The following is a 20,166-nucleotide window of genomic DNA, read 5'->3' on the forward strand; positions in this document are numbered from 1 at the left end:
CTTATGAAACTATTAATTGTTAGCGGGCTCTCCGGTTCCGGCAAAAGCATAGCCCTGGACACCCTCGAAGACTGCGGCTATTTCTGCATAGATAATTTGCCAGTCACCTTGTTGGAAGACTTCATTAACCATGTGATGCTGGTTGATACCAATACATACGCCAAAACGGCCATTGGTATTGATGCCAGAAACCAAAGCGAAAGCTTGGCTAACTTTTCCGATAGCATGAGATTGATACACAGCAAAGGCATAAGCTGCGAGGTCATTTTCATGCAGGCTGAAGAAGCCACCTTGCTTAAACGCTACAGTGAAACCCGCCGCAAACATCCTTTGACGGATTTTAATATTCCTTTAAAAGAAGCTTTAAAAATCGAAAGGGAAATGTTGACCCCGATTGCCAGGCACGCCAGCGTCATCATAGATACCAGCCGGACGCATTACCACCAATTGCGCGAACTGATCAAAGACCAAATTGGTGAACGTGATGTCAAACATATTTCCCTACAATTCCAATCGTTTGGCTTTAAGCACGGGGTTCCTTTAGATGCGGATTTTGTTTTTGATGCCCGCAGCTTACCAAACCCCTATTGGATTCCTGAATTGCGCGGCTTAACCGGAAAAGACCAGGCGGTCATTGGTTTTTTGCATGAACACCCTTTAGTCATTGAACTTTTTCAAGATATTACCGGGTTTCTTGAACGCTGGATACCACGTTTTGAAGCGGAAGGACGCACTTATCTGACCGTAGCCATAGGCTGCACAGGAGGGCAACACCGCTCTGTCTATCTGGTCGACTCGTTAGTCAAGCAGTTTAAAAACAGCTATTTCAACGTCATCGTCCGCCATCGCGAACTTCATTAAGCCCTACGCATAAAAAAGCCCAAGACCGGCATAATCTGCCGAATCTTGGACTCGGGAACGACTAAAAAGCTTATTTCAATGACAAGGTTTCAGTCCGGCCTTTCATTTCAAAGACCAGCTTATCTTCCTTGGAAAGCCAGCCAATGGCCCGTTGGATATCATTTTTATTAATCCCGGTTTCAGTGGAAATTTTTGTCACGCTGGATGGGCCGTTTTCATCCAGAAATTTCCATATTTTACCTGCTGCATCACCAATTATTTCAGTCATTTCAATCACCTTTGAGAGTTGTTGGAGAGTTTAAAAATTTTTTGCTTGATGATCAGGCAATACGATATTCAGTTCAAGCGTTTCCTGATTTTCATCTTGCTCGAAGTTAAATGATATGGCATCTTGATCGACGTTGACATATTTTTTTATCACTTCCAGCAATTCCTTTTGTAACTGAGGAAGATAAGATGGCTGGTGTCGGGACGAACGCTCATGGGCAACAAGGATCTGCAAGCGCTCCTTCGCCAGCGAAGCCGAACTGGTTTTAGTGATTCTAAAATAGTCTAGTAAACTCATCATTTGCCCCCAAACAGCTTCCCGAAAAGGCCTTTTTTCTCATCAATAAAACGATGTGGCCTCTCTTCGCCCAAGTAACGGGCGACAATATCGGCATAAGCTTGGCCTGCATCGCTCTTTTCATCGAGAATAACCGGTACGCCTGAATTTGACGCCGTCAAGACCGATTTCGATTCGGGGATCACGCCCAACAGATGTAAAGACAAAATGTCCTGCACATCGTTTACACTCAACATATCACCGATTTTTACCCGCTCTGGCGAGTAGCGGGACAATAACAGATATTCCTTGATCGGTTCTTCGTTGCGTTCCGCCCTGCGTGATTTGCTCGCCAACAGCCCTAACATACGATCAGAGTCACGCACCGATGAAACTTCAGGATTGGTGACCACAAAAGCATCATCGGCATAATACATCGCCAAATGCGCGCCTCTTTCGATACCCGCTGGAGAATCGCAAACCACATATTGAAAATCTTTGGACAATTCTTCTAAAACCTTGCCAACGCCTTCCTGGCTTAAAGCATCTTTATCACGGGTTTGTGAAGCGGGCAAAATATACAGTTGGTCGCAATGCTTGTCACGGATCAAGGCTTGGTTAAGCGATGCCTCACCATTGATGACATTGATAAAATCATACACAACACGGCGTTCACAGCCCATGATCAAGTCCAGATTCCGCAAACCGACATCAAAATCTATGACCGCCGTTTTGTGGCCTCGTTTTGCCAAGCCCATAGCGATGGCGGCACTGGTTGTGGTTTTGCCAACACCGCCCTTACCCGATGTTACAACAATAATTCTTGCCACAAATGTTCCTCTAGGTAGGTTTTATTAAGCAGTATCTTTAATAATTAAAGTATGTTCTTGTAAATAAATCTGCACTGGTTTGTTGCGCACTATCCCGCGCATATCTTCACTGATTTGATAAGTACCTGCAATGGAGATCAACTCCGCTTGCAAATCGGAACAAAAAATCCGCGCACCTAGATTTCCTTGCACACCAGCCAAAGCCCGGCCTCTTAAGGTATTGTAGACATGGATATTACCCTCCGCCATTATTTCCGCCCCCGCGCTCACTTGAGCCAAAATAATCAAATCCCCTGTCGCATAAATGCGTTGCCCAGATCGGACGGGTTGGGAAATTAACGTTGCTTGGGTGTTTAATGCAGTTTCAGAATGGCTTGATTTTATTTTCGGAGGCGAATCTTCAAGATTTTTCTTTTCGATTACCGGGCTATTGTGGACAGAATGGATAGGAATACCCAAATCTATGGCTATTTTATTTTGTAACCCGTTCCCGCCCCTTATACCGATTGGCAATAATCCTGCCTCACGGAGGACATTGGTGAGTTTGGTAAAATCAATAGGTAGATTATTTTTATTTATTGATTGAACGTCAAGAACGATTGGAGAGTTTTTGAAAAAATCCGGGGCGATTTGGATTTTTTTTTGAATTTGATCATTGATGACATCCAAATCGTTACTGGATATGACTAAAACAGGCACCGTAAATGTGTTGCTTTTAAATTCGATTGCAGTTGCTTTAGTGAGCGTGTTTTGTGGATCTGTCGTCATCCGTTACATCTGTAATAACTTAAGTTGTAGCCATTCTAGCATTGCTAAGAAAAAAAATCATTTCTGATTATTTGTTTTGGCCGCATCAAAAAACGCCGCCCACAAAAAAGGGTTGCATTATGTGCTAATGCAACCCTTTTATCGCCATCTTGTGGATAAAGATTAACGTTTTGAGTACTGAGGACGTTTTCTGGCTTTGTGCAAGCCGACTTTTTTACGTTCAACAATGCGCGAATCGCGTGTCACATAACCCGCATGTCTAAGTGCCGGACGCAATGTTTCATCATATTCCATCAATGCACGGGTCAAACCAAGACGTATGGCCCCTGCCTGACCTGAAGGCCCGCCACCTTTAACAATCACGTTGACATCAAAATTGCCGACCATATCCACACATTCCAAAGGCTGGCGGGAAACCATCTGGTCGGTTTTACGACCAAAATAATCTTCTATGGCCTTGGTGTTGATGATAATTTTTCCAGTGCCTTTGGTTGCGTAAACACGCGCTATTGCACTTTTACGACGACCTGTTCCGTAATACTGAGCTGCTGCCATGTGGTTTACTCGCTTATAATTCTAAAACTTTTGGCTGTTGGGCCTGATGTTCATGTTCTGGGCCGGCATAGACTTTCAACTTTTTGAACATTGCCCGACCCAATGGATTTTTAGGCAACATACCCTTAACAGCCGTTGTCAGAATCCGGTCTGGGAAGGTTTTTCTCAGTTTGCCTAAGCTGACGGTTTTCAAGTTGCCGATATAGCCTGTATGATGCTGATACAATTTATCTTTTTCTTTAGTACCGGTCACGCCAATTTTTTCGACATTGACGACAATAATATAATCACCTGTATCGACATGCGGGGTGAATTCTGGTTTATGTTTACCGCGAAGACGACGTGCAATCTCAGAAGCAAGGCGACCTAACGTCTTTCCTTCTGCATCTACCACGTACCAATCACGCTTTACTTCTGCTGGTTTTGCACTGAATGTTTTCATCGTTATAGTTTTCTGTAAAAAGCGTCTTTATGTAAAGCCTTAATAAAAGACTAACAATTTTACTAGACATATTTAGCTTTTACAAGGTTTATTTATAAATACTTACTTGGGCTGAGCTTGATAAACTTATTTGGCTACAATTTTATGTTCAACGAATGTAATTTGCGGTAAAGATGGGTGCGTTCCATGCCGACTGCGGCTGACAATTTGGCAACGCTGCCGCCCGTACGCTCAAAATGATATTCCAAATAGGCTTTTTCAAAATGATCCCTGGCTTCCTTTAGAGGCAGGTTAAAAAAATCCGGCACGGAAGACATCCCCGTCATATCGCCCATTACCGTCCCTAACCCGGTTTTGACTTCTTCAAGCTCAATATCCTCACCAACCCCAAGAATCATCAAGCGTTGCACCAGATTTTTCAATTCCCGGACATTGCCGCGCCAGCAGTAATTGCGTAAAAAATTCTGCGCCGCCATTGAAAACCGCCTGAACCCCAGCTTGTCCTGATTGACAAAAAAGTCGACATAAAAGCTCAACAAAGCAGGGACATCCTCACTATGGCTCCGTAATGGCGGAATCTCCATCGTCACTTCATTGAGCAAATAATACAGATCTTGCCGGAACCTGCCGAATTTGACCTCTTCATCCAAGCTGATGCGTGTGGACGCAACCACACGGACATCCACGCGCACCGCCTCGCTGCCGCCAACGCGCAGGAACGAGCTGGATTCCAACGCGCTCAACAGGCGTAATTGGGTTTCTTTATCCATACCGGCGATTTCGCCTAAAAATAACGTGCCTTTATGGGCGCGCTCCAGCAGGCCTGGGTAGGTTTTACCGGCATATTCCTTGCCAAAAAATTCGACCGCAGAATTTTCCGGCGAAATGCTACCCACCGCCACATCAATAAACGGCCCATCCCGGTGCGAGCTATTGTTATGCAAATAGCGGGCATACAACTCCTTGCCGACACCCGCCTCGCCAACAAACAACAATCGCGCATCATGTTGGGCCAGACGTTTCAACTGGTCCTTGATCCTGGCAACCGTGGCACTTTTGCCAACCGGATCAATTTCGACAACGGGGGCCTGCCTGACACCGGCGTTTTCCCGTTGCAAATAACTGGCTTCCAAGGCCCTTTCCACTATCAACAGCAATTTAGCCATAGACAAAGGCTTTTCCAGATAATCATAAGCCCCCAAACGGGTCGCCTCCACCGCCGATTCCACCGAACCATGCCCGGACATCATAATAACCGGACAATCCAAGGCATCCTCCGCCACCCATTCTTTTAACAGCGTAATGCCATCGGTATCCGGCATCCAGATGTCCAGTAAAATCAGATTGGGCTTAATGCTGGTTTTCAATTGCCTGGCAATTTGGGCATCTTCCGCCATATCCACTTTATAGCCTTCATCTTCGAGAATTTCGCTGACCAGACGGCGGATCTCAGGTTCGTCATCAACAACTAAAATCCGTGGGGTATTTGTATTCATCATTAGCTTATTAAAATGTGGCTGGCTTAAACATTACACGCAGGCAGTTGGATAATAAAACCAGCCCCCACTTTCCTTTGGGTGTCGACCCAGATTGCACCACCATGCTCCTCAATAATTTTTTTCACAATGGCCAAGCCGAGACCGGTGCCTTTGGCTTTGGTGGTGACATAGGGTTCAAAAATTTTTTCGATTTGTCCGTCTTTTATCCCTGGGCCGTCATCGTACAATGCGATTTCGATAAAATCGGTGTCATTTTTTTGTACCCGATGCAGGTTAATTTCTATCAAACCTTGCGTTTCAATGGCTTCGAGTGCATTTTTGATCAGGTTATGTAAAACCTGCCGGATGCTGACCGGATCGCCAGTAACCAATAAACCGCCACCGGCTTCATAATTGGCCTTAAATTTTACGCCAGATTTAAGCACATACAGCGCCAGCACCTCCTGTACAAGCACGGGCAAATCAATCGCCACCGTCTGTTTTTTCGACGGTTTGGCATATTCCGAAAAATCATCGACCATTTCCTTCATCGCTTCAACTTGCTGCACAATCGTGATGGTCGAGCGTTTTAAGATGGCCGCATCAGCTTCGGATAGCTTATCCGCCAATTTATGTTGCAAGCGCTCCGCCGACAATTGGATAGGCGTCAGCGGATTTTTTATTTCATGCGCCAAGCGTCTGGCCACCTCGCCCCAAGCGGCATTTTTTTGCGCCTGGATCAAATCCGTGACATCGTCAAACACCACCACGGCACCGGCGCGGGCCCCGTCTTGGGCAAACAACGGCGTACCCCGGCACAATAATTCCTGGCGGCCATTCGGCCCCAAAAAAGCGATGCGTTGCTCCCAAATATCGTCGGACAATTCCAGGAAGCGTTGCATCGATTTTAGCGGTTCCGCCAATTCAACCACATTCTTAGCCAATTCCAGCAAAGTGTAGCCTATGCACTGGTTCACTTGGATACGAAAAATCCGGTACGCGGCTTGGTTTGCCGTGCGGATTTTGAACACCGTATCAAAACTGATGACCCCCGCCGTCAAGTTAGCCAGTATCGTTTCCAAATAAGCGCGTTGGTTTTCCACTTCAAAACCCGCCATCCTCGACTCGTAACTGGCCCTGGCGATACGCTGCGTCATTTCGTTGAAGGATTCGACCAGAAACCCCAAATCGTCTTGCGCGGTGACTGGCAGTTGCTGGTCATAACGCCCCGAAGCGACGGCCTGGGTGCCTTTGACCAAGGCTTTTACCGGCGCGATGATATGCCGGATACTGATGAACGCCACCCAAATGGCCGCCAGCAAACTCATCAACAACACCAGGGACAATGCCAGCGAGAAACTGAGTTTTAAGGAATGGCGCAAAAAACTCATTTCCTGGTAGCGGACAAAGGCAAATTCCACCGAATCCGCCAAGTCGGCGATCCTGACCGGAACGGGATAGAGGGCTTGCAAATACAGCGGCTCTTGCCCGTTGATCTTGACAATGACACGTATCATCAATTCATCATCGCGCACCGGAGACAACGCCACATAATCGGTATGCTGCTGGCGCAATTGTATCCAGATATGCTCGTCCGGCAGGCTGGGCAAGATGTCACTGGGATTGTTGCTACTGGAAACGATGATGGTGCCTGGCTGGGAAAACAAGGTCATTTCCGAAGCACCGGCGAGCTCGCGCAAATTTTCAATTTCCGGTGCCAGAAGATTAGTTGGCGAAAATTCCAACGTGCTTGCCAATTGCTGGGTTTGTTTCAAATGCCAGCGCATCCGTTGATCCAGTGACGCCTGGCTCAGCTCCAAAGAGTCTTCCATAGCCCGGTCAATTTCAACATTAAACCAGCTATCAATCCCTTGATGCAAAAACTGCATCGAGAAATAAAAGACTATCGCCGCCGGAGCCAGGGCCAACACGACAAACAAGGACACCATGCGGGTAGTTAGCCTGGAACCCGCCTCACGTTTTTTCAATTGCTTGGTCAGCGTGTAGATATTGGCGCCAACCAGCCAGAGCAAAACCACCGAACCGATGGCATTCATCAACAATAGCCAGGAATACATTTCGCCGAGTTGCGAAGATTCCTGCGTAGCCGAACTCATCAACTGCAAAGACAGCAGGATCAACCCGGACAGTATGAATACCGACAGATTACCGGACAGCTTTAGTTTTTTAAGGGCCATAGTGTCCAATCACTAGATAAATACCATTGCTTACTGAGATAAGCCAAAGGACGCAGCGGCAAAGGCAAGGCATTGCGGTCAAAATCGACTTTCAAAGCCAAAACGGTTGCCGGTGCCGGGGCAAAACCGGCGTTGTCGAGAATGTGGAAATTACGCAACGTTGACATCAGATCCAATGCGGCGGCCAAACTGGAAACATTCTGGACATCGCCATTACTTTCGTTTTTGACGCGGTACATGTTCAACAAGGCATGGTATTGCAAACGATAGCGAATGCTGGTTTCCGCCAGCGTTTTTGACCAAAGCAACTCCCGTGGTTGCTGGATCTTTATCTGTAATTCCCAAAATAACGGCACCCCGTTTTGCAGGGCCGCCAAGGCTTTTTCGCTGAATTGATAGTCTATGTCGGCGGAAAGCAGATAATTTGGGCCTTCCCTCACTAACTGGGCCATTTTGACCTGGGCGGCACAACATTCCGCCCGCACCGGCAACGGCGGCCAGCAAACCAGCCAAGCCAGCATCCACAAGGTTTTATAATTTACGAAGACGCGCATAATAAAAACCGTCCATGCCTGATTCGCCGGGCAAAATTTGCCTGCCTGCACTAGCTGCGGCCCCCCATTCATCCGGGCAAGGTAATTCCTCAGCATCGGCATGACCAGCTAAAAAAGCCCTTATCTGATACTCGTTTTCCTGCTTGAGCACGGAACAAGTCGCATAAAGCAAGATGCCATCTTTAGCCAGCAAGGGCCAGATTGCGTTTAAAATCGTTTCCTGTAGGGCTTGCAACTGGGCAATATCTTCGGCCCTGCGCAACAATTTTATATCGGGATGGCGACGGATGACCCCCGTCGCGGAACAGGGTGCATCCAACAAAATACGCTCAAAGACTTGCCCGTCCCACCAATTTTGTGGATCAGCCGCATCACCGCAGATCAACTTCGCAGACAAACCTAAGCGTTGCAAATTTTCGCCGACCCTTTGCAACCGGCTGGCGTCAATATCGACCGCCATCACGATTTGTAACTGTGCTTGGGCTTCCAGAATATGGGCGGTTTTGCCACCCGGGGCGGCACAGACATCCAAAACCCGCTGCCCAGGTCGAAGATCCAGCAATTCGGCGGCCAATTGCGCTGCGGTATCCTGAACGGACACCCAGCCGCTGGCAAAGCCCGGCAATTCATCAACGGCTATCGCATTTCCCAAGACCAGTGCCGATGGGCAAAAATCAACGCTACTTGCCGTTATATCCTTGGCATTCAGTTGTTGCAGATAAGCTTGCGTATCAATTTTGGCCAAATTGATACGCAAAGCCATCGGTGCTTGCAGGTTATTTGCAATGAAGATTTGTTCCGCCTGCTCCGGCCAGTCTTGCTGGATAAGCCGGATCAGCCAATCAGGATGGCTCCATGCTGCCGTAGCCACTTGCCTGGCTTGCGCTTCCAGCGTGGTTTGTTCACGCAAATAAGTCCTCAGCAACGCATTCACCAAGCCTTTGGCCCAATTTTTTTTGCCCACCGCCAACACCGTTTCTGACACGGCGGCATGGGGTTTGACGCGCATAAACTGGAGCTGGTACAAACCGACTAAAACCAGGGCTTTAATGTCCATGTCTTTTAGCGGCTTGGCTACTAATTTGCCTAAGATAAAATCAAGGTGGTGGTAATGGCGGCAGACCCCGTAACAAAGCATTTGGATAAACGCCCGGTCTTTGTTGCTGGGTATGGAGGATAAAGTGTTATCAAGAATCGCCGTCAACGAATGTCCGTTTTCGATGACGTCGGCTAAAACCCGTGCGGCGATGGCCCGTGTGTTCGCACTCAAGTTAAGTTTGCTCCATTGGCATCATGGGCGTTAAGAAATGCTTCAACCGCCATGCGTTTGCCGCCTGGAAGCTGCACTTCGTGCAGACGCAGGATGCCTTTGCCCGTCATCACATCCATAATCTTGTGGTTACTGACCACCGTCCCGGGTTTATCGTTAGCCTCATTGTCGATGGCTTCGGCCCGCCAGATACGCAAAACCTCGCCCCGATACTGCGTTTGCGCCACCGGCCAAGCATTCAAGCCCCTGACTTTTCTGGCGATGGCTTCCGCACTTTGCGTCCAGTCGATGACCGCTTCGCTTTTGTGCAATTTTTCGGCATAGGTCACCACAGCCTCATCCTGCGGCTCGGCATTTACAGTACCTTGTTCAAGTTGCACCAACACTTTTGCCAAACCGATTGCCCCCAAAGCTGCCAAGCGGTCATGGACCTCACTGGAGGTGTCCGTTGCCGATAGTTCATATTCCTCTTTATGCAACATGTCCCCCGCATCCAATTTATGCACGATTTTCATGATTGTGACGCCAGTTTTGGCATCACCCGCCATGACCGCCCGCTGGATGGGCGCCGCCCCGCGCCAACGCGGCAATAGCGAGCCATGCACATTGATGCAACCCATTCTCGGCACATCCAGCACCGTTTGCGGCAAAATCATCCCGTATGCCACAACCACCATCAGGTCGGCGTCAAAAGCCCGGATTTGCCTAAGGTCATCGTCGGTTTTCAGGCTCAGTGGTTGCAACACAGGAATTCCCGCCGCTACCGCCAATGCTTTGACCGGGCCGGGTTGCAAATGGCGGCCCCGACCGGCTGGACGGTCTGGCTGGGTATAAACGGCACAGACTTCATGCCCCGAAGTGAGCAATATTTGCAAGCTAGGCACGGCAAATTCGGGTGTTCCTGCAAAAATAATTTTCATGCCCAATTTTTTTCCTGTTTATGCTGTTTTTCCAGTTTCTTTTTGATACGCTGGCGTTTTAACGGCGACAGGTAATCAACGAACAACTTGCCTTCCAGGTGATCCATCTCATGCTGTATGCACACCGCCAACAAATCCTGGGCTTCGAGTTCAAACGGCCGGCCTTCACGATCCCAAGCCCGCACCCTGATATGTTCCGCCCGCCGGACTTTCTCATAAAAATGAGGCACCGACAAACACCCTTCCTCCGATTCCTTGACGCCATCTTTTTCAATAAGCTGCGGATTAATCAGGCACAGCGGGGCATTTTTTTCTTCGCTGACATCTATAACGATGATGCGCTGATGGACATTAACCTGGGTGGCCGCCAGACCGACCCCTTTGGCGGTGTACATGGTCGTCAACATATCATCGACCAGTTTTTTGGTGTTATTGTCGATTTTCCCGACAGGTGCGGCTTTTTTACGCAGACGCTCATCAGGAAATTCGAGAATAGTTAGAATACTCAACAAACTCTCCACTATAATAATTGAATACTGGAATTCTATATGAAATCATCTAAACTTTGAATTTAAACAGACTAAAAAGACTCCGCAGGAATCACTATGGCTTTTCGCATACTTTCAGGGTTACTTCTTTCCCTATTCATCAGCACCCACGCGTATGCCGATGAATTACAAATCAACCCTTCGCACCCGGACCAATATACGGTCGTCCACGGCGACACCTTGTGGGACATATCAGGCAAGTTTTTGCAACATCCAACCCAATGGCCCGAATTATGGCGTTTTAACAGCCAAATCCACAATCCCCACCTGATCTATCCAGGTGACACCATTTATTTTGCTATGGTCAATGGTAGGCCGCAACTGAGCTTATCCAGAAACGAACAGCCGACTGCCGAGCTGAACATCCAGTCGCCCTGTGTCCTGAAAGAAGAAGAATTTAAACACGGGCGGACTAAATTCCCGGTTTCGGCGGATGGCAAGCTGATGCCCTGTATCCGCGAGAGCAATCTCAATCAAGCGATCAAATTGATTCCGAACGATAAAATCGACCAATTTTTGACGACACCGCGTGTTGTCGGTGCCAATGGGTTGAATGCCTCGCCTTATGTCCTTGAACTGGCGGGGGAGCATCTTGTTGCAGGCATTGGTGATAAAATTTATGTCCGCGCCATTACCGCCCCCAAAAATTCGACTTTCACCGTTTATCGTACTGGCCAAACCTATAAAAATCCTGAAACCGGTGAAATTTTAGGTTATGAAGCCCAATTTGTTGCCGAAACTACATTGCAACAAGCCGGCGATCCGGCCACGTTGGTCGTCACTAAAGCCAAGAGTGAAATTCGCATGGGAGACCGCGTCATGCCCAATCTCGAAGAAGATATCACGTTGAATTATTTTCCCAGGCCACCGGCGAAAAAAATTAACGGCAACATCATTAGCATTCAAGGCGGTGTTTCACAAATCGGCCTATATGACACCGTAGTGATTGATAAAGGCATACGGGACGGCTTACAAGTCGGACATGAGCTGGATATCCTTAGAAAAGGCCGGATGGTTATGGACCGGTTCGGCCCGATTAAAAATTCGATGGTGAAACTACCAGACGAAAAAGCGGGGATATTGATGGTGTTCCGTCCCTTTGAGCGTGTCAGTTACGCATTGGTGATGAAAGCCGGACAAGCCATCCACATTTTAGACAAAGTACAAACCCCCTGAGCCAGATCAGCCTGCAATCCGACGCAAACCTCCGTTACTGGCTCGCCCTCTTGCGTGTGCCAGGCATCGGTTGCAGAAGCTTTCTCAAACTACTGGACACCCATACACCAGAACAAATTTTTGCTGAACCCATCCCTGCCTTAAGCGCGTTGGGTTTAAAAAACAGTGTGGTTGATGCTATCAAACACCCTGACTGGACGCTGGTTGACCAAGACATGGGCTGGTTGGCGCAAGCAAACAACTGCGCCATCACCTTACTGGATGCGGCTTATCCTGCGCAACTAAAAGAAATTGCCGACCCGCCGCCTGTGTTGTTCGTGCGCGGTAAGCCAGACATCCTGGCATTGCCGCAAATCGCCATCGTAGGCAGCCGCAATCCATCAATCCAAGGCAAGGAAACCGCCCGCGAATTTGCCAAGGCCCTGGGCCAATCCGGTTTTGTCATCACCAGCGGCCTGGCATTGGGCATAGATGCCGCCAGCCATGAAGGCGCACTCCAAAACCAAGCGTACACCATCGCCGTGGCCGGCACCGGGCTTGACCGCGTTTATCCTGCCAAACATAAAGATTTGGCGATGCAAATCGTCACCACCGGCGCGATGGTGTCCGAGTTTCCTCCAGGCACCACCGCCAAAGCCAATCATTTTCCCAGACGCAACCGCATTATCAGCGGTTTGTGCCAAGGCTTGCTGGTGGTCGAGGCCGCCAAACAAAGCGGTTCGTTGATTAGCGCACGGATGGCTTTGGAACAAAACCGTGAAGTGTTCGCCATCCCCGGCTCAATCCACAATCCACTGGCCCGTGGTTGCAACGCCTTGATCCGCGAAGGGGCAAAACTTGTCGAAACCACGCAAGATATTCTCGAAGAATTACATCAATATATTCAATGGGATGTGAAATATTCACACATTTCAACGCAATCAATGCTTGACCTGGAGCAACAAACATTATTGAATCTAGTCATGTTCAGCCCAACTTCGATTGATAATCTAGTTGAAAATACAGGCTTATCCGTGGAAATGATCTCCTCGATGTTACTGATTCTAGAGCTGCAAGGTTATGTCGAAGCAACCGCTGGCGGTTTCTATACGAGACTAAAATAATCCCAACCTTAAGTGAACCATGAAAGAAAATATATTTGATGTACTGATGTATCTGTTTGAAAACTATATGGAAGATGAGGTTGAAATTCTTCCTGACAGTGATGTCATCAAAGTTGAACTTGAGGAGGCGGGCTTTGAATCCTGCGAAGTGAACAAAGCATTTGACTGGCTGGAGTCGCTGAGCCTGCAACGGGCGATAAAACCGAGCGCGTCCGTCGCGTTCCGTATCTTTTGCAGCGAAGAACAGGACAAGCTGGACATCGAATGCCGCAACCTGATTATGTTTTTGGAACATAACGGCATCCTGACGCCGGCTAACCGCGAAATTGTCATAGACCGCGCGATGGCGTTGGAAAACGAAGAAATATCCATGGAAAAACTTAAGTGGATCGTGTTGATGGTGTTGCTCAGCCAACCGAATGAAGAAATTGCCTTTTCAAGAATGGAAGACATTGTTTACGAACTGGTGCCGACTTATTTGCATTAAGTACTTAACTAACAAAACTTCATAACAGCTAAAGGTTCCCACTGCCGCAACGTCACGGATATTGACACATTAAAATATGTGAGGACAAGTACAAACCTAACCCCGCCAAGCCTCCGCACAATACATCCTTATTTTTACCTCTTGGCCCAGAGGACATAACCTTTCAACATAGATTGTAATTAAATGAGCAAGCATCTCGTCATCGTCGAATCGCCCGCCAAGGCCAAAACCATTGAAAAATACCTAGGCAAGGATTTTCAAGTTTTAGCCTCTTATGGACATGTCCGCGATTTGGTCCCCAAAGAAGGCGCGGTAGATCCTGAACATGATTTCGCCATGAAATATGAAGTCATCGAACGTAACCAAAGGCATGTGCTGGCCATCAGCAAAGCCCTGAAGACTTCCGACACCCTGTATCTGGCGACCGACCCTGACCGCGAAGGCGAAGCCATTTCCTGGCATTTGTACGAATTGCTCAACGAAAAAAAATTATTGAAAGACAAGCCTGTACATCGTGTGGTCTTCCATGAAATCACCAAAAAAGCCGTCACCGACGCGATTGCCCATCCCGAACAACTAGCGATCAACCTCATCAACGCCCAACAAGCCCGCCGCGCCTTGGATTATCTGGTCGGCTTCAATTTATCGCCGTTGCTGTGGAAAAAAATCCGCCGTGGTTTATCCGCCGGACGTGTGCAAAGCCCTGCCCTGCGCCTGATTGTTGAACGTGAACTGGAAATTGAAGCCTTCATAAGCCGCGAATATTGGTCGGTGGACGCCGCCCTCACCGCTGACGAACAGGCTTTCAAAGCCAAACTGATCCAATTCAACGGCGAAAAAATCAGCCAATTCAGCATCACCGACGAAGACAACGCCCAGCAAACCAAACAAATCCTGCTTGATGCCGCCGATGGGCAATTGCTGGTCAGCAAACTCGAAAAAAAGCAGCAAAAACGCCATCCGGCACCGCCCTTCATCACCTCGACCTTGCAACAGGAAGCCGCGCGGAAACTGGGCTTCACCACCAAACGCACGATGATGGTCGCCCAGCAATTGTACGAAGGCATCGACATTGGCGGCGAAACCGAAGGTTTGATTTCCTACATGCGTACCGACTCGGTCAATTTGTCCGAAGAAGCCGTGCAGGACATCCGAGCCTACATAGCCGAAAATTATGGCGACGGCAACGTGCCCAAAGAGCCACGGCTGTTCAAAACCAAATCCAAAAACGCCCAGGAAGCCCACGAAGCGATACGCCCGACATCCATCCGCCGCTTGCCCGCGGCCATCAAAAACCACTTGACCGCCGAGCAGTTCAAACTCTACGAATTGATCTGGAAACGCACCATCGCCTGCCAAATGCTCCACGCCACGCTCAACCGCATCGCCGTGGATTTGAGCTGCGCCGACGGCAAACATGTGTTCAGGGCGACCGGTTCGTCGATTGCGACACCGGGTTTTATGACCGTTTATCTGGAAGGCAAAGACGACAGCAATGAAGGTGACGACAAAGAAAGCTTCCTGCCGAACTTGCAGGTAGGCCGCCCCGTGCCGCTCAACGACATCATCACCGCCCAACATTTTACCGAACCGCCACCCCGTTATGGCGAGGCCAGCTTGGTCAAGGCATTGGAAGAATACGGCATAGGCCGGCCATCAACATATTCGACCATCATTTCCACACTGCAAAACCGTGAATACGTTACGCTCGACAGCAAACGCTTTTATCCGACCGATGTCGGGCGTATCGTCAACCGTTTTTTGACCGAGCACTTCAGCAAATACGTTGATTATGATTTCACCGCCAATCTGGAAGACCAGCTCGATGCGGTTTCACGCGGCGAAAAGGACTGGATTCCACTCATGCGTGACTTCTGGAACCCCTTCACGTCGCTGATTTCGGAAAAAGAAGAAAGCGTCCAACGCAAAGACATCACCCAGGAAGCGATAGACGAAAAATGCCCCGAATGCGGCAGCCCCTTGTCGATACGCCTGGGCCGCAACGGGCGTTTTATCGGCTGTACACACTATCCAGAATGCTCGTACACCCGGAATTTGGGCGATGATGGCAGCACCGAAGAAAAAGCCGATGTCGTCGAAGGCCGCGTCTGTCCCGAATGCGCCTCACCCTTGGTCTTGAAAGCCGGAAAATACGGCAAGTTCATCGGCTGTAGCGGCTACCCGAAATGCCGCCATATCGAGCCGCTGGAAAAACCGCTGGACACCCATGTCGACTGTCCGCAATGCAAAACGGGTAGCTTGCTGAAACGCAAATCCCGCAACGGCAAAATTTTCTATTCCTGCTCAGGCTACCCCAAATGCGATTACGCACTCTGGAACGCCCCCATCAAAGAAAGCTGCCCCACCTGCCACTGGCCTATCCTGACCGTCAAAACCACCAAACGCAACGGCGCGGAAAAAGTCTGCCCGCAAAAAGACTGCAAATATGCCACGCCTTATGAGGGCGATCCCGCAGATGCCGAAGGGCCTAAGCCAATGTAAACATGCAGTATGCGGCAATACGCCGATTTATCGGAACAATCCTCCGCAACCCTACACGCCTCCAGTTCCGCATCCCAGTTCGCCAACAAGCCATCGACCACGATACGCAAAAGTCGCAAAGGATAATCTTTAGGAATTCACTCCTCCAGAGAGCGATAGCGGAATAAAGTGTGTTGGCTTATATCCAGGCCACACTTTGATTGCTCTAGCATTTATTTCATATACTTAAACATAGAATCCGTCAGAATCACGGATTTATGCGGGGGGTGATGGGGCGAGAAAATCAACAGCCTGTTAAACGCCCAAACCCTAAAAAAATCCAGCATGATATGATAACGCCTCATTTTATCTTTTAAAAAACAGGAAAAAAATGCACGTACTTTACACGCAAGAGCTTTACCAAGCTCTGGAATATGCCCGAAGCGTAGATCAGGACAGCGGCAAACGCCTCATGATCCAACTGGAAATCGACCAACCGCTTTTGTTCCAAACCGTTTTTAACACCTTCCCCGCCATCATCACCGAAAAAAATGAGGACTTGGCGAAAGTGTTTGTGGATTTATGTTTTGATGTGGTCTGCGTCTACCAAAAAGCCTTCGGTAGTACGCCGAAATTCAAGGATGACCCGACCTGGATGGAACGGCAAGTGGGCTTGCTGGACAAGGAGTTGAAGCCCTTAATGGAAGGCAGGCATGTCAACGAAAAACGCAGCCAACGCATTAAAGAAGGTTTTTTCAAACCTAAAGCGGACGAATTGCAACAAAATGGCCTGATACAATTTTTAAACGAAGCCGTTGATGATGGCAGTGGTGAACAATGTGACCCAGGCGCAATTGACTTGACCAAGGCCATGCTGTTTGTGGTGGTACGCTTGTTCAACAACCTCTACACCAAACCAACGTTGCAATAAGGGCAGGTTACGCAGCAAAAAATGCTTAGGATGCAAGCCGTAACCGTTTAACAAACATATAATAATTAAAACAAAAATTTATGATAGCTAAAGAATTACTGGACAAACTTGACTCTTGTTTAGGCTCGATTGTCCCTGAAGAAAACCATCTGGGGATAGATGAAACCCGCGGTTTGTTCTATGCACAAATGATCACGCCCAATAAAAGCAAGCCGCTAGTGTGGTTGTCAGCGTTATTTTATGGCGAAAGGCCTGCGCTAAACGAAGACCAGATCAATGCCCTGGACACCACGGCTGCCGCCGTGCATGAAGCCTATAACGACTTGTTCGTAGCCAATCAACTCAACTTTCCATTTAATTTCGACCAGATTGACGAAGCAATGGCTGAGTCTGCCTACGGCTGGTGCCAAGGTTTTTATATCGGCTTGTTGATTGACGAAGAATTCTGGTTTGGTAAAAAGACTGAAAAATTAAGGCCGACTGACCATGATTTGCTGGCAGTCCGCAACAGCGCGAAGTTATTCTTGTGCATGATAACAAACGATTTCAGTTCGTTTGACAAAGCCAAAACCGCCGAACTTAAGAAACTGATTATTGAACAAGGCCAAGAGCCAAATGACGATATGCTGGCTGCGTCATTGTTTCCAAACGTGCCTATTGCAGTCAAAACGTTGCAAATTTATGGCACGAAAGTCATGCTGGGGAATGCGGCCAAAGCCGCCGCCCCAACCAGCCCTATCAAACTAGGCCGTAACGATCCCTGCCATTGCGGTAGCGGCAAAAAATTTAAAAAATGTTGCGGGGCGGTTTGACAAGAATATTTCAACAGCTTGAACAGGGACACGATATGAAAAAATCATCATCTATCTTCAAGGCCTTGGCATTACTAATTTGTTTATCCGGCTGTGATGGTTCTGGGGACGGCACCAACACAGCGGAAACACCAGCAACAACCAAGCCCAAAACGATGGTTGACCCTAAATTAACGGCAAGGACAGCACCGCTTCTGGGCCTTGACTATGACAAACGGGATGCAGTTGAAGATTTGGACACGGCGGGCATGGCAGCACCCTCAGAATCCGACAGGGACGCGGAAAAATACGATTACGATATCGACATGCCCGCCCCTGAATCTGGTGAACCAGTGACTGACGAAGAACTGCCAAAAGAATAAAACCCGCTGTAAAAACACCACCGTTTTGTTTAACCGACAAAACGAAGGTGTTTAACAGGCAAGCCATTACGGTTTGGCTATTTTAACCAGCCAGCCAGTTTGATTGTCACAACCCAAAACGGCCATCGCACCGACATTGATCCGCGCATACTGCCCGTTTAAAGCCACAGGTAATTTCGCGGTGATTTTATGAAACGTTGAAGTGCTTTCCAGCTTAAATGGTAACGGCTCACCTTTTGCCGTCAACTTAATCGTCGTTGTATCAATATACGCGGAAATTTTGATAAAAAATTCCGCTTCGGCTGGTACTTCAATATTTTTGGAGGCATCATAAGGAGTGAGATTAAAATCAGTAAATTTCGGTTTTTTACAATCCACTTCTTTTTCTTCAGGGCTATAAGCCGATGCTGTGCCAAACACTAGCAACAGGGCAAGCAGAAACATTGGTTTAAACATTTTTGTTATTGTCATTATTAAACTCCTCAGTCGAATGATGGTGTCAATAAAAAGATCGTCACACCGCCCAGCACTTTAATGAGTTTTTCCTCCAAATTCAACTAAATCCCTGGCGTTTCATTCGGGAATGTGGCCTCCACATCCTAGTGGACTGGATTCGCCCGCAACTTCAGTCCGCAACCTAGCCAACAATCTTTTCGTAGCCTATTTTTTAGGCATTATGGCAATAATTCCCCTTCTTCCGCTGCTTACACACAAAACTGGCGTAGTCTTGTACAATAGCGACATTTTATTTCCCCCCAGAGAGAACACCACCGTGAGTGCGAAAAATCCAGAAAGCCTGAATTACAAAAGTGCGGGCGTTGATATTGCCGCCGGCAACGAATTAGTCGAACGTATCAAACCAATAGCCGCAAAAACCCGTACCGCAGGGGTAATGGCTGGGCTGGGTGGTTTTGGATCATTGTTTGCTGTGCCCTTGGACCGTTACCAACAACCCGTGCTGGTATCTGGCACGGACGGGGTCGGCACTAAATTAAAATTGGCTATTGACCTGGGCATCCACAACACCGTCGGCATCGACCTGGTTGCGATGTGCGTCAACGACATCATCGTCCAAGGTGCGGAACCCTTGTTTTTCTTGGATTATTTTGCCACCGGTAAATTGGATGTGGACACTGCTGCACAAGTCATTGCCGGCATAGGCGAGGGTTGCGGGCAAGCAGGGGCGGCACTGGTCGGCGGCGAAACGGCGGAAATGCCCGGCATGTATGCCGATGGCGAATATGATTTGGCCGGGTTTTGCGTCGGCATCGTCGAAAAAAGCAAGGTGCTGGACGGCAGCCAAGTCCAAATCGGTGACAAACTCATCGCCATCGCCTCTTCCGGCCCACATTCCAATGGCTATTCTTTGATCCGTAAAATCATCAGCCACAGCGGCGCGAACCTTGCCGACCCATTTCAAGACACCACGCTAGGGAAAGCCTTGCTGACCCCTACCCGCATTTATGTCAAACCCTTGTTGGCCTTGCTAGAAAAAGTCCCCGTCCATGCGTTGGCGCACATCACCGGCGGCGGCATCACCGAAAACCTGCCGCGCGTGTTACAAAACGGAATCAACGCCGCGATTGATTTGCAAAGTTGGGAATTCCCCGCCATTTTCCAATGGTTGCAAAACCACGGCAATGTGCCGCTGGCGGATATGCTGACCACTTTTAACTGCGGTGTCGGCATGATTGTTTGTGTTGCGCCGGAAAATGAAGCGGTGACGTTGGAGACATTAACCAGCTTGGGCGAAACCGTGTTCATCCTCGGTGAGTTGGTCACTGGCGACGGCAAACCAGGGGTTGTGTACCGATAAGACCAATCGATTAAATCGGGATTTATCCCT

General features: G+C 48.5%; 22 protein-coding genes. 9 read left to right on the plus strand and 13 right to left on the minus strand.

All coding sequences use genetic code 11. The annotated features are described in order from the left end of the window. The first annotated feature begins 3 nt into the window (after positions 1-3). Positions 4-861 carry an RNase adapter RapZ gene (rapZ, locus tag PHH59_RS08675; RefSeq protein ID WP_300014264.1) on the plus strand — a complete coding sequence of 286 codons (858 nt, stop codon included), beginning with the start codon at positions 4-6 and terminating at the stop codon, positions 859-861. 70 nt (positions 862-931) lie between these two features. Here rapZ and PHH59_RS08680 read toward each other — a convergent pair whose 3' ends face one another. The 12 genes from PHH59_RS08680 to def all read right to left on the minus strand — a co-directional run bounded on the left by PHH59_RS08680 (position 932) and on the right by def (position 10,929). Beyond that, positions 932-1,129, minus strand: a complete 198-nt coding sequence (locus PHH59_RS08680; RefSeq protein WP_300014267.1) for a winged helix-turn-helix domain-containing protein — start codon at positions 1,127-1,129, stop codon at positions 932-934. A 30-nt stretch (positions 1,130-1,159) separates the two neighbouring features. Next, complete coding sequence (gene minE, locus PHH59_RS08685) at positions 1,160-1,426, minus strand: cell division topological specificity factor MinE (protein WP_300014270.1); 267 nt, start codon at positions 1,424-1,426, stop codon at positions 1,160-1,162. Beyond that, positions 1,426-2,235: a septum site-determining protein MinD gene (gene minD, locus PHH59_RS08690; protein ID WP_300014273.1), complete on the minus strand. Its 810-nt coding sequence runs from the start codon at positions 2,233-2,235 to the stop codon at positions 1,426-1,428. Before minD ends, minE begins: the two co-directional genes overlap by 1 nt. 24 nt (positions 2,236-2,259) lie before the next feature. Beyond that, positions 2,260-3,003, minus strand: a complete 744-nt coding sequence (gene minC / locus PHH59_RS08695; protein ID WP_300014276.1) for a septum site-determining protein MinC — start codon at positions 3,001-3,003, stop codon at positions 2,260-2,262. 162 nt (positions 3,004-3,165) lie between these two features. Beyond that, positions 3,166-3,558, minus strand: coding sequence for a 30S ribosomal protein S9 (gene rpsI / locus PHH59_RS08700; RefSeq protein WP_300014279.1), 393 nt, complete (start codon positions 3,556-3,558; stop codon positions 3,166-3,168). Positions 3,559-3,571: 13 nt separating this feature from the next. Then, positions 3,572-4,000: a 50S ribosomal protein L13 gene (gene rplM / locus PHH59_RS08705; RefSeq protein WP_088619929.1), complete on the minus strand. Its 429-nt coding sequence runs from the start codon at positions 3,998-4,000 to the stop codon at positions 3,572-3,574. Positions 4,001-4,134: 134 nt separating this feature from the next. Next, on the minus strand, positions 4,135-5,496 hold the full coding sequence (locus tag PHH59_RS08710) for a sigma-54 dependent transcriptional regulator (RefSeq protein WP_300014288.1): 1,362 nt from the start codon (positions 5,494-5,496) through the stop codon (positions 4,135-4,137). A 26-nt stretch (positions 5,497-5,522) separates the two neighbouring features. Then, positions 5,523-7,676, minus strand: a complete 2,154-nt coding sequence (locus PHH59_RS08715) for an ATP-binding protein (RefSeq protein ID WP_300014291.1) — start codon at positions 7,674-7,676, stop codon at positions 5,523-5,525. Then, complete coding sequence (locus tag PHH59_RS08720; RefSeq protein WP_300014294.1) at positions 7,658-8,230, minus strand: DUF4390 domain-containing protein; 573 nt, start codon at positions 8,228-8,230, stop codon at positions 7,658-7,660. The genes PHH59_RS08715 and PHH59_RS08720 overlap by 19 nt, the downstream gene beginning before the upstream one ends. Next, the gene (rsmB, locus tag PHH59_RS08725; protein ID WP_300014297.1) at positions 8,208-9,500 is read right to left on the minus strand and encodes a 16S rRNA (cytosine(967)-C(5))-methyltransferase RsmB; all 1,293 of its coding nucleotides are present in this window, start codon (positions 9,498-9,500) and stop codon (positions 8,208-8,210) included. The genes PHH59_RS08720 and rsmB overlap by 23 nt, the downstream gene beginning before the upstream one ends. Continuing rightward, on the minus strand, positions 9,497-10,420 hold the full coding sequence (gene fmt, locus PHH59_RS08730; protein WP_300014300.1) for a methionyl-tRNA formyltransferase: 924 nt from the start codon (positions 10,418-10,420) through the stop codon (positions 9,497-9,499). The genes rsmB and fmt overlap by 4 nt, the downstream gene beginning before the upstream one ends. After that, a complete protein-coding gene (def, locus tag PHH59_RS08735) occupies positions 10,417-10,929 on the minus strand; it encodes a peptide deformylase (protein WP_300014303.1) in 513 nt (170 codons plus the stop codon). The genes fmt and def overlap by 4 nt, the downstream gene beginning before the upstream one ends. Before the next feature lie 96 nt (positions 10,930-11,025). Between def and PHH59_RS08740 the strand changes: the two genes are divergently transcribed. The 7 genes from PHH59_RS08740 (at position 11,026) to PHH59_RS08770 (ending at position 18,320) form a co-directional block, all read left to right on the plus strand. After that, entirely contained in the window at positions 11,026-12,144 is a 1,119-nt protein-coding gene (locus PHH59_RS08740) for a LysM domain-containing protein (RefSeq protein ID WP_300014306.1), read from the plus strand. Positions 12,145-12,194: 50 nt separating this feature from the next. Next, positions 12,195-13,247, plus strand: a complete 1,053-nt coding sequence (gene dprA / locus PHH59_RS08745; protein ID WP_300014310.1) for a DNA-processing protein DprA — start codon at positions 12,195-12,197, stop codon at positions 13,245-13,247. A 19-nt stretch (positions 13,248-13,266) separates the two neighbouring features. After that, on the plus strand, positions 13,267-13,734 hold the full coding sequence (locus PHH59_RS08750; protein ID WP_300014313.1) for a DUF494 family protein: 468 nt from the start codon (positions 13,267-13,269) through the stop codon (positions 13,732-13,734). 183 nt (positions 13,735-13,917) lie between these two features. Further along, on the plus strand, positions 13,918-16,236 hold the full coding sequence (gene topA, locus PHH59_RS08755) for a type I DNA topoisomerase (RefSeq protein WP_300014316.1): 2,319 nt from the start codon (positions 13,918-13,920) through the stop codon (positions 16,234-16,236). A 370-nt stretch (positions 16,237-16,606) separates the two neighbouring features. Then, positions 16,607-17,146 carry a hypothetical protein gene (locus tag PHH59_RS08760; RefSeq protein ID WP_300014318.1) on the plus strand — a complete coding sequence of 180 codons (540 nt, stop codon included), beginning with the start codon at positions 16,607-16,609 and terminating at the stop codon, positions 17,144-17,146. A gap of 80 nt (positions 17,147-17,226) precedes the next feature. After that, positions 17,227-17,958 carry a UPF0149 family protein gene (locus PHH59_RS08765; RefSeq protein ID WP_300014321.1) on the plus strand — a complete coding sequence of 244 codons (732 nt, stop codon included), beginning with the start codon at positions 17,227-17,229 and terminating at the stop codon, positions 17,956-17,958. A gap of 35 nt (positions 17,959-17,993) precedes the next feature. After that, positions 17,994-18,320 carry a hypothetical protein gene (locus PHH59_RS08770; RefSeq protein ID WP_300014324.1) on the plus strand — a complete coding sequence of 109 codons (327 nt, stop codon included), beginning with the start codon at positions 17,994-17,996 and terminating at the stop codon, positions 18,318-18,320. 66 nt (positions 18,321-18,386) lie between these two features. On the opposite strand, the gene PHH59_RS08775 is transcribed toward PHH59_RS08770, so the two are convergent. After that, positions 18,387-18,791 carry a hypothetical protein gene (locus PHH59_RS08775; protein ID WP_300014327.1) on the minus strand — a complete coding sequence of 135 codons (405 nt, stop codon included), beginning with the start codon at positions 18,789-18,791 and terminating at the stop codon, positions 18,387-18,389. 301 nt (positions 18,792-19,092) lie between these two features. Here PHH59_RS08775 and purM point away from each other — a divergent pair, with 301 nt between their 5' ends. Next, complete coding sequence (gene purM, locus PHH59_RS08780; RefSeq protein ID WP_300014330.1) at positions 19,093-20,136, plus strand: phosphoribosylformylglycinamidine cyclo-ligase; 1,044 nt, start codon at positions 19,093-19,095, stop codon at positions 20,134-20,136. The last annotated feature ends 30 nt before the right edge of the window (positions 20,137-20,166 follow it).

Source organism: Methylovulum sp., assembly GCF_028687615.1.
In the GTDB taxonomy this organism is placed as follows: domain Bacteria; phylum Pseudomonadota; class Gammaproteobacteria; order Methylococcales; family Methylomonadaceae; genus Methylovulum.